This is a genomic window from Glaciecola sp. 33A (assembly GCF_002836745.1).
Lineage (GTDB): Bacteria > Pseudomonadota > Gammaproteobacteria > Enterobacterales > Alteromonadaceae > Glaciecola.
Genome location: NZ_PJAR01000028.1, coordinates 1 through 16,663 on the forward strand (window position 1 = coordinate 1; position 16,663 = coordinate 16,663).

Annotated in this window: 10 protein-coding genes; 2 read left to right on the forward strand and 8 right to left on the reverse strand. The window is 41.0% G+C overall.

What is annotated here, in order from left to right; all coding sequences use genetic code 11:
* The first annotated feature begins 402 nt into the window (after positions 1 to 402).
* Both CXF81_RS04250 and CXF81_RS04255 read left to right on the forward strand, forming a co-directional pair.
* Positions 403 to 4,881 (forward strand): hybrid sensor histidine kinase/response regulator, encoded by a 4,479-nt coding sequence (locus CXF81_RS04250; RefSeq protein ID WP_101180135.1) that lies wholly within the window; start codon positions 403 to 405, stop codon positions 4,879 to 4,881.
* The gene (locus CXF81_RS04255) at positions 4,874 to 6,661 is read left to right on the forward strand and encodes an EAL domain-containing protein (RefSeq protein ID WP_101180136.1); all 1,788 of its coding nucleotides are present in this window, start codon (positions 4,874 to 4,876) and stop codon (positions 6,659 to 6,661) included. Before CXF81_RS04250 ends, CXF81_RS04255 begins: the two co-directional genes overlap by 8 nt.
* Before the next feature lie 75 nt (positions 6,662 to 6,736).
* Here the strand turns inward: CXF81_RS04255 and yghU are convergent, their stop codons facing one another.
* The 8 genes from yghU to CXF81_RS04295 form a co-directional block, all read right to left on the reverse strand.
* Positions 6,737 to 7,600: a glutathione-dependent disulfide-bond oxidoreductase gene (gene yghU / locus CXF81_RS04260; protein WP_101180137.1), complete on the reverse strand. Its 864-nt coding sequence runs from the start codon at positions 7,598 to 7,600 to the stop codon at positions 6,737 to 6,739.
* Positions 7,601 to 7,813: 213 nt separating this feature from the next.
* Positions 7,814 to 8,989, reverse strand: coding sequence for a 2-methylaconitate cis-trans isomerase PrpF (gene prpF, locus CXF81_RS04265; protein ID WP_101180138.1), 1,176 nt, complete (start codon positions 8,987 to 8,989; stop codon positions 7,814 to 7,816).
* Between the two features lie 14 nt (positions 8,990 to 9,003).
* Complete coding sequence (acnD, locus tag CXF81_RS04270) at positions 9,004 to 11,592, reverse strand: Fe/S-dependent 2-methylisocitrate dehydratase AcnD (RefSeq protein WP_101180139.1); 2,589 nt, start codon at positions 11,590 to 11,592, stop codon at positions 9,004 to 9,006.
* A gap of 190 nt (positions 11,593 to 11,782) precedes the next feature.
* The gene (prpC, locus tag CXF81_RS04275) at positions 11,783 to 12,904 is read right to left on the reverse strand and encodes a 2-methylcitrate synthase (protein WP_101180140.1); all 1,122 of its coding nucleotides are present in this window, start codon (positions 12,902 to 12,904) and stop codon (positions 11,783 to 11,785) included.
* Positions 12,905 to 12,935: 31 nt separating this feature from the next.
* Positions 12,936 to 13,814 (reverse strand): methylisocitrate lyase, encoded by an 879-nt coding sequence (gene prpB, locus CXF81_RS04280; RefSeq protein WP_101180141.1) that lies wholly within the window; start codon positions 13,812 to 13,814, stop codon positions 12,936 to 12,938.
* Between the two features lie 54 nt (positions 13,815 to 13,868).
* Complete coding sequence (locus tag CXF81_RS04285; RefSeq protein ID WP_101180142.1) at positions 13,869 to 14,525, reverse strand: GntR family transcriptional regulator; 657 nt, start codon at positions 14,523 to 14,525, stop codon at positions 13,869 to 13,871.
* Between the two features lie 195 nt (positions 14,526 to 14,720).
* Entirely contained in the window at positions 14,721 to 15,917 is a 1,197-nt protein-coding gene (locus CXF81_RS04290; RefSeq protein WP_101180143.1) for an OmpA family protein, read from the reverse strand.
* Between the two features lie 236 nt (positions 15,918 to 16,153).
* The gene (locus CXF81_RS04295) at positions 16,154 to 16,621 is read right to left on the reverse strand and encodes a transcriptional repressor (protein ID WP_101180144.1); all 468 of its coding nucleotides are present in this window, start codon (positions 16,619 to 16,621) and stop codon (positions 16,154 to 16,156) included.
* Positions 16,622 to 16,663 lie beyond the last annotated feature (42 nt).

Sequence of the window (16,663 nt, forward strand, 5' to 3'; positions counted from 1 at the left end):
ATGGTGTCATCTGGCATTCAGTAACGGAGGTCAACCACGCGCAGAGTGCAGCAAATGATTCCGGAGTAAGTGGAATTAGTCCTCAGATGAAATTGATCAAAAAGTGGGCGGTCAAAAATATTGCGAACGCTTCTACTGAACCAAGCAATATTATTAAGTTAGAATTATCTAAAGAATAACAATAATTTAAATCATTTAGTTAATTATAAAAAGGCCTGATAGTTATTTGTAGGCCTTTTTTATACCTTTCGATAAAGTTATTTTGGTTTTGAATTGATAAATGTTTTAGACTACGGTTAGTTTATAAGAAATTTACCAGTAGTAAGTATGTTCGCCTTAATAATTAATAAGATACTTAGTCCAAAGTTTTTGTTTTCAATATCGTTATTCTTTTGCGGATTAATGATGGCGCAAACTATTGAAGCTAAATTGTTTTATGAAAAACTAAGTCGCGATATCTCCTTTTCTACATTGAATGAACGCCACGAACTCTCGGGACCCGTGATTAATGATATCGAACAAGATAATGATGGATTTATTTGGATAGCCACGCAAGATGGGTTAAACAAATACGATGGTCAAAAAGTAACTAAGTACAAGCATGAACCACAAGATGAAAATAGTCTCCCCAGTGGTTGGATTGTTGATATTTTTTCCGATAGCGAAGGCAATTTGTGGGTTGCGGGCAAAAATGCTATCAGCCTCTATATACCCGAAAGAGATTGGTTTCAAAATTTCACTGATCCAAAAGAGCATCCGCTTGCTCAAGGTCTGAAATTTACAGTAATATCGCAAGTCGAAAAAAACGAAGTTTGGTTTGGCACCCTAGATGGTGGCATCGCCGTTTTTGATATAACGAAAAAAAAATTCGTTGAGCAAATCAATAAGAAGAGCGGGCTGCAGTCAAACCATATATGGGATATCGCTGTTGATGATCAAAACAATGTTTTTGTGGCAACTAGAGATGCAGGTTTACTTTATAGGGCATCTGGTACAGATAAGTTTATAGCTTTTGACCTCGAATCAGATATTAAATTACCGACTGACAATATCCGCTCGATTCTTATAGATGAAGAAAATCGAGTGTGGCTTGGTTCAAGGAATTCAGGCCTAATTTTATTTGATCTTATTAATGGAGTCCAAAGACATTTTGAATCGAGTATCGACGATCTATCTGGTATTTGCTCAAACTCAATCAATGATCTCTTTCAAGATAATGGTGGTTATATTTATGTTGCCACTGACAGCGGTCTTTGTGAATGGGATGAAAATACAGAATCATTTATTCAATACATTCATAGTGATTCAAATGATTCCAGTTTAGCAGAAGGTCAAGTATTGAGCTTGTTACAAGATCAAGGAGGTGTTCTTTGGGTTGGTACGTTTTATGGTATCAGTAAATGGAACCGATCAGTTAACAGCTTCCAGCTTGTAAATAGCAAAACGCTAACAGGAAAAGACTTGTCGAGCGATGCTATCTATTCGTTTGCGGAGGCTAAAAATGGCGATTTGTACGTAGGCACTATGGGGGATGGTATTAATGTCATTGATGTTGATAAGTCAACCATATCTTATATAAAGGCTCAGCCCGGTATAGAAGGTGCTTTGCAAGATGATCGCATAACAAGTCTATTAATAGACTCTAAACAAAACTTATGGGTAGGAACGGTTTTTAACGGTCTGCACTTTCGAAAGAACGGCAGTGATAAATTTATTCATTACGAGCATGATCCAACTGATGACTCGACGCTAAGCTCTAATAAAATAAGTAAAATAATGGAAATTGGTAATGGAAATATCGCTGTCGGTACTTATGGAGGTGGTATTAATATCCTTACCAGTTCTGGTAATATACAACGATTTAAGCATGACGATAACAACAGACAAAGTCTGTCGAATGATAGAATCACTCATATGGTAGTGGGAGAAAATAGTACTATTTGGGTCGCCACTAATGGTGGAGGATTAGACCATTTTGATCTAACTACCAAAGAGTTTACAAATATTCCTTTAAAAAGTAAAGATATCTACAGCGTTTTGTTAACTGATAAATATCTTTGGTTTAGCACCAGTGATAAAGGTGTCGGCAGGATTTCAACAACAGACCTGAAAAACAAACAATTCAATTTTGAATATACTGGGGAAAATGAAGGCTTAGCGACTAACTTTACGTATGGATTGCTTTCTGATGAACTCGGTTATATATGGGTTAGCTCGTCAAAAGGAATTAGCTTTATATCACCGGAAAATAATAAAGTTAGTAATTTCGATACTAATCATGGGCTACAAGGTATAGATTTTAATAGTAGTGCATTTTTCAAAGGTCAAGACGGGCGAATGTTTTTTGGTGGTTCGAATGGCTTTAATACTTTCATTTCGAATAATGTCCCCGTCAATTTGTATAAACCACCAATTGTATTAACTGAGTATCGTCGATTAAACGACTCAATTCCCATTCATCGCGCTTTTAATAGTGAAGGTAATATAGAGCTCGATTATGACGAAGCTGACTTTGGCTTTAGCTTTGCTGCCCTTGATTACACGCGTCCCGAGTATAATCTCTATCAGTATCGCCTGGGTGGTTTTGACAGCGACTGGATCGACTTAGTTAATTCTAATCAGGTGAATTTTTCCACTTTATCAGATGGACAATATGTTGTTGAAGTGAGAGGAAGCAACAACGATGGTATTTGGTCTGACGATACTTTAAAAATTCATGTTGTCGTTAACCCGCCAGTATATCGCTCAAGTTATGCTTATTTAATCTACTTTTGGATATTCGTGTTTATTGCATACCGCCTATTTACCATGGCACAGCGAAAAAAGTTAAAGCAAATTGCATACAGCCTTCAACTTGAAAAAGAAGTCAGTTTAAGAACTACCGAACTTAAACAAGCAAATAATCAACTTGCCATTGCTGTAGAAGAAACAAGTAAGGCTAAAGATCTTGCAATTAAAGCCGCTCAAGCTAAATCAAACTTCTTGGCGATTGTTAGCCACGAAATTAGGACGCCAATGAATAGCATTATTGGTATGAGTGAATTACTTTTATCATCCCAGCTAAATGAAAATCAAAAGCGTTACGCGAATGCAGTTAGTCGAGCTGGTGAGAGTCTTTTGCAACTCATTAACGATATTCTCGATTTGTCAAAAATAGAGGCGGATAAAATTGAACTTGAAAACCATGAGTTTGATTTTCATGCATTAATAGAAGAATTGCTATTTTTGTTTTCCGTGAGAGCGTCAGAGAAGCAGTTAGAACTAGGGTATAGTATTTCCAAAGATTGCCCGAGATATATTCTAGGTGATGTCCATAGATTACGCCAAGTTGTGTCTAATTTACTGAATAATGCAATTAAGTTTACGTCTAAGGGAGGTATTAATTTAGAAGTTCATTTCGTGAACAAAGAGATTGTAATTTCTGTTACCGATACCGGCATTGGTATAGAAAAAGAGCATTTCGATAAGATTTTCAATGAATTTCAGCAAGCTGATTCAACCACAACCAGAAATTTCGGCGGTACTGGTTTAGGGTTATCAATTACGCGTAAAATAATTGATCAAATGCTGGCAAAAATTGATGTTGACTCAACTTTGGGCGAGGGGACTACTTTTACTGTTCGCCTTCCAGTAACGTTACCAAAGAAGAAGTATGTTGGTGTTTCTAAAGTGGAAGATTTAAGCATGCGGCCTATTCTATTAATTTGCACTAATGATATAGCTGCAAAAATGATGCAAAATACCTTCGAGCGCCTACAAGTACAAGCTTTGCAAACCACAATTGAGGCTCTGCGAGATGACGTTGCTCCAGCAGACAATGCGCTCATATTCATTGACCATCCCGATTTTTTGTTAAATCGTGCCTTTATTTCAACAACGCTCGAAAGTACAGACTACTGCGTGCTTTTACGGACTACTGAAAAAGCCGAGTCCGTTAATGAGTTTGGATTACGCCGTATTGAAAAACCAATTCGTCTAGATACTGTGCGTGCAGAGATCCTATATGCAAGTAACCTTGAAAATGACATGACAGAGACATCAGCTGAGTTAAGTCAGTTAACTGAAAATAATTCTCGTTTTAGTGCAAAAATACTCTTAGTTGAGGATGTTGTCGCTAATCAAGATGTTGCTGTCACTATGCTAGAAATGTTCGGATGTGAAGTTGATATCGCTGGCAATGGTCAGGTAGCAGTCGATTTGACCCAGAAAAGCCAATATGACCTTATCTTTATGGATTTGCATATGCCGGTAATGGACGGGCTAACGGCAACATGTATTATCCGTGAAAACGAAAAATCCACCGCACGGTCCATTCCAACACCTATTATTGCGTTGACCGCTGGTGTATTCGACGAAGAAAAAGGACTTTGCCTAGAAATAGGTATGAATGACTTTATGTTGAAGCCTTTTACGGCCTCTCAATTATTCAGTATGATTGCTGAACATATTCCTGAAAAACAAATAAAGATTAGTCCGCTGGATGCACTGTCAAGTTCTAAGCCTAATTTAAGTATAGAAGTTGATCATTGGATTGATGCCGACGCGGTCGAAAGCATTCGTGAAATTGAAATTCGAACGGGCAAAAAACTCTATTTACGTGTTGCCGATTCGTTTAATGCGGTCATGACTGAACAAATGCCTGCATTACTCGAGGCCTGCAGGAGCGGCGATAGAGCCACCGCAATGGAATTAGCTCACGCAATGAAATCACTTTCTGGCAACCTCGGTACCATCGCATTTACGAAGCTATTATTAGCTATTGAAACGGCTGCCAAAAAAAATCAACCGATAGATGACGCCGAAAAATTAGATGAACTTCAAGATGTTTTCGATAAGTCACTTGAAAGCTTAAAAATATTAATTGAGAAGATGTATGACTGAACCCTCGCTTAATAGTTGCACTGATGCGACTGTATTGGTTTGTGATGATGACCCAACCTACTTGTTGCTGATGGAAGAAACGTTAAGCAGTGATAATCTTAACGTACTGACGGCAGCCAATGGCCTGGACGCGTTGAAACTATATCTAAAGCATTTCCCCAGTATTGTACTGCTTGATGTGCATATGCCAATGCTGAGTGGATTTGAGGTTTGTGCTGAAATAAGGAAACATCCTAAAGGCAAAGATACACCAATCTTAATGGTGACTGGAGCCGACGATATATTGTCTATTGAGAGTGCTTATAAGCATGGCGCTACAGATTTTCTACCTAAGCCAATTAGATGGCCTATGGTTGCTCACCGAGTGCGTTATATGCTTAAAGGCAGCGAAACTTTTAATAGTCTAAAACAAAGCGAAGAAAAGATGCGTCGTCTGGCTTATTTTGATTCATTAACAGGACTACCAAACAGACAAAGCCTTGATGAAAGCCTGGAAAATGCAATTCTGTGTGCTGTCAAAGAACAACAGAATCTATGTATTATGTACATCGACTTAGATAACTTTAAGCGCATTAACGACACCCTAGGCCATGAGTTTGGTGATAAGTTACTTAAAAAAATCAGTGAAAAAATTCTTCATTGTTTGAAAGATGAAACCTGCATCCCAGAAACTCTGCAAAATACTACTGAAATTGAGGTATGTCGATTGGGCGGTGACGAATTTATGATCCTGCTAAACAATACCTTGAACGATGGTGACGTAAAGGTAGTTGCTCAATCATTGGTAGACTGTATTTCTGAATTAGTTTCAATTGATGATTACGAAGTTGCATTAACACCGAGTATTGGCATTGCCGTGTACCCCAGAGATGGTGCTAATTTGACAGAGCTGAAAAAGCATGCAGATGTTGCAATGTACTACGCAAAGACTATGGGCCGAAATGGTTATCGTTTCTATTCGGAATCGTTGAATGAAAACGCGATGAAGTTTTTGCAAATAGAAGGGTGTCTGCGCAATGCTTTAAACAATGATGAATTTTCATTACATTATCAGCCTCAGGTTTGTCTAAAGAACAAGAAAATAATTAGCGTAGAGGCATTGTTGCGTTGGGAAAGTCCTGAGCTAGGCAACGTAACGCCCAGTGAATTTATTCCTGTTGCTGAGGATTCTGGCATTATCAACGACTTAGGTGAGTGGGTAATGCGCAAAGCCTGCGTTCAAGCTAAAGAGTGGATGGACGCGGGTATGCAAAACTTTAGAGTGTCGGTAAATCTCTCTAGCATTCAGTTTAAGCGTGCATCGTTGCTGAATATGATAAAACGGGCGCTTGAAGACAGTGGATTGCCTGCATCATTATTAGAAGTTGAATTGACTGAAAGTGCAATAATGAATGATATCGACCAAAATATCACACGCTTAAATCAGATTCGTGATTTGGGCGTAGCTATCGCTCTTGACGACTTTGGCACGGGCTATTCATCACTTAGTTATCTAAAAAGATTTCCGATAAATACTCTTAAAATTGATCGCTCATTCATTATCACTATTGATACAGACCCAGAAGACGCTGCAATTGTTGAGGCAATTATTACGCTTGCAAATACACTGAAACTGACGGTTATTGCTGAAGGGGTAGAAACACATGGGCAGCTTAAAGCTTTAAATCGTTTTCATTGTGACATTATTCAGGGGTTTTATTTTAGTAAACCGTTGCCCGCTGAACAAATAACAGAGCTCCTTCAGCAACCGCTAAAAAAAGCCCTTTTCGCGCAAATATGAGCCCATTAATGCAGGCTGTATGATAGGCCTGATTAATGGAGGATAGCTAAATTAAATATATTTGATTATAGATGATTAAGCTAACTTATCTTGAGTCTTTGTTTTGAAGTCGGTTGAATCATGGCGTTCATGCAGTTGGCCTGCAGGCTCACCCCAAGTGCGATTGACCATTTTGGCGCGCTTAACCTGAGGACGCGCATCAATAGCCTTGGTCCAGCGTTGCAAGTGTTTATACTCTTCAACTTGCAAAAACTCACCCGCTTCATACAATTTACCGAGTGCTAAACCACCATACCAAGGCCAGATCGCCATATCAGCAATAGTGTATTCGCTACCACTTATAAACTCGTTTTCAGCTAACTGGCGGTCTAACACGTCCATTTGACGCTTTACTTCCATTGCATATCGGTTAATAGGGTACTCGTACTTTTCGGGAGCATATGCATAGAAGTGACCAAAACCGCCTCCAAGCATGGGTGTGCTGGCTATCTGCCAAAAAAGCCATGACATTGTTTCAGCTCGTTTAACCGGCTCTTTTGATAAAAATGTATCGAATTTATCCGCCAAATATAACAGTATTGAGCCTGATTCAAATATGCGCGTGGGTGTTGCTGTACTGTGATCGACTAGTGCTGGTATTTTAGAGTTCGGGTTAGCACCGACGAAGCCGCTGGTAAATTGCTCACCCTCCATAATGTTGACTAAATAAGCATCGTACTCTGCTTCTTTAAAACCTTTCACTAATAACTCTTCTAGCATCATGGTCACTTTGACACCATTAGGTGTTGCTAATGAATACAGTTGCAGCGGATGCTTTCCAACAGGTAAATCTTTGTCAGAAGTTGAGCCCGCAACAGGCCTATTTATATTGGCAAATTGGCCTCCACTTTCTGAATCCCAAGTCCAAACTTTTGGGGGCGTATAAATTGGATCTGCCATATTGCTTCCTTATCGTGTTAAAGGTGTTTGCGCCTGCATCGACGTCTCGTCAATACAAGATGTCATGAAATAGCAACAAAATATATGCTTATTAGAACTCAATATCACCACAAAGATATGAATAAAATAAAAACCATGCATTTAATACGCATGGCTTATTGAATAGTCTTTTACATATTCTAAAATATCGGGATGCAGATGGACGAAATCAAGTCACTCTGGGAGCGAGACTCGAATATTTCCTTCCATGAGAATTCTCGCGCTGCGACTCATAATAACTCGATCAACTTCCCATTGACCTTGTTTAATTTGCGCTTTAGCACCTACTTTCAAAATACCTGACGGGTGCCCGAATGTAACCGAGTCGCGCTTAACGCCGCCTGCAGCTAAGTTCACTAGTGTACCCGGGATAGCCGCCGCCGTGCCAATAGCAACTGCAGCTGTACCCATCATAGCGTGGTGTAATTGACCCATAGACAAGGCGCGAACGTTTAAATCAATGTCGTCACAAGTAATTTGTTTTCCGCTTGATGAAACATAGTTTTGTGGTGCTGACACAAAGGCAATTTTAGGCGTGTGTTGTCTAGCAATAGCGTCCTCGATATTTGATATCAGTCCCATTTTAACCGCACCATAAGCTCGGATAGTTTCAAATTTAGCCAATGCTTTACCATCATTATTAATCGCATCTTGCAATTCAGCGCCGGTATAACCAAGTTCATCTGCATTCAAAAATAAAGTCGGAATACCTGCGTTGATCATTGTGACTTTAAATGAGCCTATGCCTGGCACATTTAATTGATCAACTAAGTTACCTGATGGAAACATATTACCTTCGCCATCAGCAGGATCGACAAACTCTATTGTTACTTCTGCAGCAGGAAAGGTGACCCCATCTAATTCAAAATCACCGGTTTCTTGAACTTCTCCATTTGTTATTGGTACATTTGCAATAATAGTTTTATTGATGTTGGCTTGCCAAATTCTGACCACTGCAATGCCATTTTCTGGAATGCGAGTTGCGTCTACCAGACCATTACTAATCGCAAACGAGCCGACAGCAGCAGTTAGGTTTCCGCAATTTCCACTCCAATCGACAAACGGTTTGTCGATTGCGACTTGGCCGAAAAGATAATTAACATCGTGATCGGCTTTTTCGCTTTTACTCAGTAATACCGTTTTACTAGTGCTTGATGTCGCTCCGCCCATACCGTCGGTGTGTTTCCCATAGGGATCTGGACTGCCTATTACGCGCAGTAATAATTGGTTGCGAAATTCACCTGGGACTTGGGCTTTTTCTGGCAAATCATCTATTTTGAAAAATATGCCCTTACTGGTGCCCCCACGCATATAGGTCGCAGGCACTCTTATCTGTGGTGTAAAGTTCATAGTGTAGCTCCAAATTATACGGTAGCTTCGATAAAGTCTTGAGCAAAGCGCTGCAAAACTCCGCCAGCTTCATAAATAGAGACTTCTTCAGCAGTATCGAGACGGCATTTCATAGGAACCTTTATTGATTTACCATTTTTACGGTTTATTACCAGTGTAAGTAAAGCTCCAGGTGTTGGTTTACCCTCAACGTCATAGCTTTCAGTACCATCGATAGATAAAGTTTTGCGTGTTGTACCAACTTCAAATTCCAGCGGTAGTACACCCATACCAATCAAATTAGTTCTATGAATGCGCTCAAAACCTTCCGCTGCAATTACTTCAACACCCGCTAAGCGAACGCCTTTAGCAGCCCAGTCGCGTGAAGAACCCTGACCATAATCAGCACCGGCTACTATAATAAGAGGCTGTTTGCGCTGCATGTAAGTTTCAATTGCTTCCCACATTCGAGTAACTGTGCCTTCGGGTTCAATCCTAGCGAACGAACCTTCCTGCACTTTACCATCAACGATTGCCATTTCATTTTTTAATCTTGAGTTGGCAAAAGTGGCACGTTGCGCTGTTAAATGATCACCGCGATGCGTTGCGTATGAGTTAAAGTCGACTTCTGGTAGGCCCATCTTATGTAGATACTCTCCCGCAGCACTGTCCATTTGGATGGCGTTGGATGGTGATAAGTGGTCAGTGGTTATATTGTCACCTAGTACGGCTAATGCACGCATTCCTTGCATGCTACGCAAACCTGCCAATGCACCTTCCCAATATGGAGGGCGGCGAATGTAAGTACTTTGTGGACGCCATGCATATAGCGGGTCGTTGTCTTCACCATAATCGACACTTAAGTCGAACATTGGATTATAAATTTTACGGAATTGCTCCGGTTTAACGCTAGATTTTACTACAGCATCAATCTCTTCGTCGGTTGGCCAAATATCCATCAAGCGAATATCATTGCCTTGCGCATCTTTGCCTAATACATCTTTTTCGATGTCGAAGCGAATAGTGCCGGCAATAGCGTAAGCAACAACAAGGGGTGGACTGGCTAAAAACGCTTGGTCAGCATGTGGGTGAATACGCCCATCAAAATTACGATTGCCGGATAACACAGCGGTAGCATATAAATTACGCTGCTTAATTTCTTCTTCAATTTTAGGGTCAAGGGCGCCACTCATTCCATTACATGAGGTACAAGCAAAGCCGACAATACCAAAGCCTAAGTTTTCTAGTTCAGGTAACAGTCTCGCTTCTTCTAAATACAGTTGCACTGCTTTTGAGCCTGGCGCTAATGAACTTTTCACCCAGGGTTTTCTCAGCAATCCTAACTTGTTGGCGTTGCGGGCAATGAGACCCGCCGCAATCATATTGCGCGGGTTACTAGTGTTTGTGCAACTGGTAATAGCGGCGATAATCACAGCGCCATCTGGCATTTTACCTTCTTCATTTTCAACCACGCCGCTAATACCTTTTGCAGCTAGATCAGCAGTAGCCACACGACTATGTGGGTTTGAAGGACCTGCAATATTACGGCCAACAGATGACAAATCGAAGCCCAATACTCGCTCGTATTCAGCAGTGACTAAAGCGTCTGCCCACAAGCCGGTGTGTTTAGCATAATGTTCAACTAATTTAACCTGGTCATCTTCACGGCCAGTGAGCGTTAGGTAGTCAATAGTCTGTCTATCGATATAGAACATGGCCGCTGTTGCGCCATACTCTGGTGTCATATTTGAAATGGTAGCGCGGTCACCTAGCGTGAGGTGTTTGGTGCCTTCACCATAAAACTCTAAGTAGGAAGAAACCACTTTTTGAGCACGCAAGTATTCAGTTAGCGCCAGCACAATATCGGTTGCCGTAATACCTGATTGAGGCTTACCGGTTAATTCAACACCAATGATATCGGGTAAGCGCATGTATGAAGCTCGGCCTAGCATAACGCTCTCAGCTTCCAAGCCACCAACGCCAACAGCGATAACGCCTAACGCATCGACCATTGGTGTATGGCTGTCAGTTCCAACTAGAGTGTCAGGGAAAGCCACGCCATCTCTGGCTTGAATTACCGGTGACATACGTTCTAAATTGATTTGATGCAGAATGCCGTTACCCTGGGGAATAACATCGACATTTTTAAATGCTGTTTTTGTCCAATTGATAAAATGAAAACGGTCTTCATTACGACGGTCTTCAATCGTTCTGTTTTTGGCAAATGCGTCCTTGTCGGAACCACTATGTTCTACTGCTAATGAATGGTCAACAACCAATTGAGTGGGTACCACCGGATTAACTTTAGCAGGGTCGCCGCCTTTTGCAGCAATTGCATCTCTTAAACCGGCTAAGTCTACCAGCGCCGTTTGGCCAAGAATGTCATGGCACACGACTCTTGCAGGAAACCAAGGAAAGTCCAAATCACGTTTGCGCTCTATAATTTGCTTTAGGCAGTCAGTTAAGATTGCCGGGTCGCACTTTCTAACCAAGTTTTCAGCTAACACTCGTGAGGTATAAGGCAAGGTTTCATATGCACCTACTTTAATGTTATTTACGGCTTCTCTGGTATCGAAGTAGTCTAGCTGACTATTTGGTAAGGGCTTTCTGTAATCGTAGTTCATCACAAATCCTATAGTTCTGTAGGTTATCAGTTGCTAATGATGGTGCTTTGTATGACCGCCTTTACACCGACTGGCATGAGTAAAATGCATCAAAAGCAACAAAGTTCTTAACGTAAAGGCACTATTTGAAGCGCCTTTTGTATCATTAGTAGGTGTAGTAATAAGTAAATGCAGTGAATAAGTGCAATAACTATCTGTTTTCGATCGTTACGACTGGACGCAATTCTTCACCTGTGTAATCAGCTGACGGACGAATAATACGATTATCAGCGCGTTGCTCCATAACATGGCCAGCCCAACCTGTTAATCGAGACATAACAAATATAGGGGTAAATAATTTAGTCGGTATTTTCATGAAATTGTAAGCTGACGCATGAAAAAAATCAGCATTACAGAATAAGCCTTTCTCACGCTTCATGACTTCTTCACAGCGAACAGACGCTGAATACAAAACAGTATCACCTACATCTGCTGCTAGCTTTTCAGACCAGCCTTTAATAATGTCATTCCGGGGGTCTGATTCAGAATAAATCGCATGCCCAAAGCCCATTATTTTTTCTTTACGCTCGAGCTTACCCATCATTTCTTTTTCTGCGTGTTCAGCCGAGGTAAAGCCTTCAATCATTTCCATTGCCGCTTCATTTGCACCGCCATGCAATGGTCCCCTAAGTGTACCTATTGCACCCGTTACGCACGAATGTAAATCAGAAAGAGTAGATGCACAAACGCGAGCAGCAAAGGTTGATGCATTAAATTCATGTTCAGCATAAAGAATTAATGATACGTGCATGACTTTTTCATGCAGTTCTTTTGGTTTTTCTCCATGTAACATATGTAAGAAATGTGCACCAATTGAATCGTCATCAGTATCAACGTCAACACGAATACCGTCATGCGAAAAGCGATACCAATAACAAATAATACTTGGGAAGCAGGCTAACATTCGATCCGTAACTTGATCTTGTTGAGAAAAATCAGCTTCTATTTCGAGGTTACCTAGCATCGAACAGCCCGTTCGCAACACGTCCATTGGATGTGCATTAGCAGGAATACGCTCTAATACTTCTTTGAGAGCAGACGGCAGTGAACGCAGTCCTTTTAGCTTCGTTTTATAGGCGTTAAGCTCTTTTTGTGTTGGTAAATTACCCTTAAGGATTAGGTAAGCAACTTCCTCAAATTGGCATTTTGCAGCTAGGTCTTTTACATCATAACCACGATAAGTTAGGCCAGAGCCTGATTGACCTACTGTTGATAAAGCTGTTTTCCCAGCCACTTGGCCGCGTAATCCAGCGCCACTTAATACTTTTGCCATTGGTCTTCTCCGTAAATTTTGTCGGTCTAAATTATAGGTTCTTATTATCTGCAAACAAAGCGTCTAGCTTTTGTTCGTAATCGTGATAGCCAAGATAATCGTACAAATCCATGCGCGTTTGCATTGAGTCGACGACGGCTTTTTGATCACCGTTCACCAAAATCGACTCATATACCATTTCTGCAGCTTTGTTCATTGCTCTAAAAGCACTGAGAGGGTAGAGCACCATAGCGGCTCCCCATTCTCCAAGTTGTTCTTTGTTCCATAACTCAGTTTGACCAAATTCAGTGATGTTTGCCAAAATAGGCACGTCCAAGGCCTCAGCGAATGCGCGATAATGCGCTTCAGTTTTTACCGCTTCAGCAAAAATACCGTCAGCACCTGCTGCAACATAAGCTTTTGCTCGTCCAATTGCGGCGTCTAAACCTTCTTGAGCGAAGGAATCTGTGCGAGCCATAATGAAAAAATCAGGATCAGTGCGAGCATCAACAGCCGCTTTTATTCTGTCTACCATTTCCTCGACAGTCACAATGGCCTTGTTAGGGCGGTGTCCACAACGCTTTTGCGCAACTTGGTCTTCCATGTGAACTGCTGCGGCGCCCGCTTTTTCCATATCGCGAACGGTTTTAGCAATATTAAAAGCACCTCCCCAGCCAGTATCAATATCAACCAGTAATGGTAAATCGCAAGCTGAAGTAATGCGGTTAACATCAACCAAGACATCGTTGAGCGAGGTCATCCCTAAATCAGGCAGCCCGTAGGATGCATTAGCTACACCTCCACCAGAAAGATAAATAGCTTGATGACCAATTTTTTTCGCCATCATTGCTGAGTAAGCGTTGATCGTACCAACGATTTGAAGGGGGTTATTGTCAGTTAGTGCCTGCCGAAATTTTTTACCTGCGCTCATAATTTACCTCGTTGCTTTTCAGTGGGAGTAAAGTTAAAAAAACCACAAATCGGTTTATCGCAACCTAGCCTCAATATTTTGCTTTGAATAGAGAATGTGCCTACGCATTAGCATTTCAGCAAGTTCTTCATCTCGATTACTAATGGCTTGTACTATGTTCTTATGTTCTTCAAACGCGGTGCTAACCCGCGGGCCAGCCATACCTAATTGCACTCGATACATGCGAATGAGATGGTAAAGACCGTTAACTAACATCGAAATAAGATGATCATTTTTACTACCAACAATAATACGATAGTGAAAATCGACATCTCCAGCCTCTTGATAGTATGTTTGGCTTCCTTTCACTTCTTGAAAGTGAGAGTTTAGCAACACCTTCAAGTCTTCAATTTCGGTATCGGTCATATTCTTTGCGGCTAATCTTGCAGCCATGCCCTCGAGTGACTCTCTAACTTGATAAAGTTGAATAAGACCTTCGAGTGTTAATGCGACGACCCGGGCACCTATATTTGGTTTACGTTCTACCAAGTGGCAACTTTCTAAGCGATTAATTGCTTCACGGACAACTGCGCGACTTACGCCATATTTTGTCGACAATTCCATTTCACTTAGTTTACTACCCGCCTTAATTTCACCCTCAACAATATCACTCCTTAATTGAAAAAAAGTTTTGTCTGCTCCGGTGATAGCTTGCTCGGTAAAGGCGATCATTAAATTTGTCTAGGTGGATAGATTGTCGACAATATAGTTATTATTTGGTATAAAGTCAAATTAAATGCGGTGTTTTGTCGACAATATGACTAAAGTCTTACTGTTTTAATCATTAAATACAGGACCACTCGGGTAAAAAAAACACCGACTTTTGCAAGCCGATGCTTTTATTTTCTTAACGTGTACTACATCAAATTAACGGGTCGCTGTAGTTGATACTTTGGCAGAAACTTTAATTTCAATACGACGATTCACTTTATGCGCTTGTGCATTGTTATCAGTATCTTTCAATTGCGTTTCACCATAACCCACAGTAGTTAAACGAGATGCATCAATAGCGTATTTGGTAACCAGCATGTCTTTAAGCGAATCCGCTCGCTCTTGCGAAAGAAATTGATTATGTTCAGCAGCACCGACCGAAGAACTATGGCCTTCAATAACAGCAGTTGTGCTACCGTAGCGTTTCATGAAATCAACAAACTTAACAACGTTATCAGCGTCAGAGTTTTTGATTTGGCTACTGTTGTTAGCGAATAAAACGTCAAGTGCAACAGACACTTCTTTTTCTAATAACACGCTACAACCATCAGCATCTACTTTGTCCGTCATTGGAGTGTCAGGGCATTTGTCCTCGATATCCAATACACCGTCGCTGTCTTTATCTAAGTCAACGGAACAACCTTTTGCATTAACTTTAGTTCCTGCTGGTGTGTTTGGACACTGGTCAACAGTATTTAATACGCCGTCATTGTCCATATCAACGCTGCAACCTGTTGGATCTACCTGTGTTCCAGCTGGCGAGTTAGGACAACGGTCTACAGCATCATAAACGCCATCGTTATCGGTATCTTTGCGCACTGGAGGAGTATTTGTTTGACCAAATATATAAGCTAAACCCAATTTTGCGCTGTATTCATTATATCCCTGACCCAAATCACGGTATCCCGCAACTTCTGTAATTACGCGCATGCTGCCACTAACTTCCCAATGTTTACCAACACCGTAGCTAATCATGCGATAGCTATCTGCGACAGATTGATCGCGTAAACCACCAAAAAAATACGCTATATCATTATCTAAGAAGTACATTGCATCAGCACCCAACATGACGCCATCATCACCAAGCCCGGGCCGGTCAGGACCTTGCATATCAAGGGAAATGCGAGAAAGTTCAAAACGGATAGCCCATTTAGGATCGAAACGGAAACCTAATTCTCCCCCTAATCCTTTACCATCATCTAAATAACCCAAAGGCTCAGGTTTAACCGAATCTGGACTGTAATATTGTGCGAAACCACCGAGCCAGTTTTCATAGGGCGGGGCCTCTTGGGCAAGTGCGTTAGTAGATGTAGCGACTAGCGCAACCGTTGCGAAAATCAAAGAGCGTTTCATGACTGAATTCCTTTTTTCCAAATTAGTATAGTTGATGCATTGCTATAATTATCACCTAGATTAAAAGCAATTTCCAACTAAACCTAGATTTTTTAATCGAGTTTTACACAAGACTTATTAGCTAAATCAGGTTTTGTAATATGGCTACCTAGAGTTAACCCAAAAGTGAGTATTATCTTCGTGCTGCAGTGGTTATAGTGAAGCTAACAAAGGGTTTATTAGCTCAACGTTTACCGTTATTGGCATTTTTGGCAAACGCCATGGGCTTCTATCGTTTGGCGGAGGATCACAAACGCATTTTGATCTGCCTGCGCTTCGAGGGTTTCCTTTACGCCAGCCGACTGAATTTCCTGTACGTCGCCGCAAGTGTCGCAAATCAAAAACTGCACAGGATGGCTGCTATCAAAATGATGACAAGCCATAAACGCATTTGTTGATTCAACTTTATGCACGAGTCCTAAATCAAGAAAAAAGTCTAACGCTCTATACACGGTTGGTGGTTTAGCGTTATTTTCGGTTTTACGCAACTCATCTAATAAATCATAAGCACCTATAGCGCTATCCTGATTTATTAAGATCTCATAAACGCGTTCGCGAAGAGGCGTGAGACGCGCGCCTTTGTCTTTGCAGTAGGACTTTGCTTTTACCAAAAGAGATTGGTTTTGTTTGGATAACACCAAAGTAATTTTCCTGTTTACAAACATTTAAATAATGCAGTTGATTCGAATGGCAGTATAACACCGGAG

Bases quoted from the DNA above. Each gene is read 5' to 3' on its own strand.
- CXF81_RS04250 (WP_101180135.1), top strand. From the start codon at position 403: ATGATGGCGCAAACTATTGAAGCTAAATTGTTTTATGAAAAACTAAGT.
- CXF81_RS04255 (WP_101180136.1), top strand. From the start codon at position 4,874: ATGACTGAACCCTCGCTTAATAGTTGCACTGATGCGACTGTATTGGTT.
- yghU (WP_101180137.1), bottom strand. From the start codon at position 7,600: ATGGCAGATCCAATTTATACGCCCCCAAAAGTTTGGACTTGGGATTCA.
- prpF (WP_101180138.1), bottom strand. From the start codon at position 8,989: ATGAACTTTACACCACAGATAAGAGTGCCTGCGACCTATATGCGTGGG.
- acnD (WP_101180139.1), bottom strand. From the start codon at position 11,592: ATGAACTACGATTACAGAAAGCCCTTACCAAATAGTCAGCTAGACTAC.
- prpC (WP_101180140.1), bottom strand. From the start codon at position 12,904: ATGGCAAAAGTATTAAGTGGCGCTGGATTACGCGGCCAAGTGGCTGGG.
- prpB (WP_101180141.1), bottom strand. From the start codon at position 13,814: ATGAGCGCAGGTAAAAAATTTCGGCAGGCACTAACTGACAATAACCCC.
- CXF81_RS04285 (WP_101180142.1), bottom strand. From the start codon at position 14,525: ATGATCGCCTTTACCGAGCAAGCTATCACCGGAGCAGACAAAACTTTT.
- CXF81_RS04290 (WP_101180143.1), bottom strand. From the start codon at position 15,917: ATGAAACGCTCTTTGATTTTCGCAACGGTTGCGCTAGTCGCTACATCT.
- CXF81_RS04295 (WP_101180144.1), bottom strand. From the start codon at position 16,621: ATGTTTGTAAACAGGAAAATTACTTTGGTGTTATCCAAACAAAACCAA.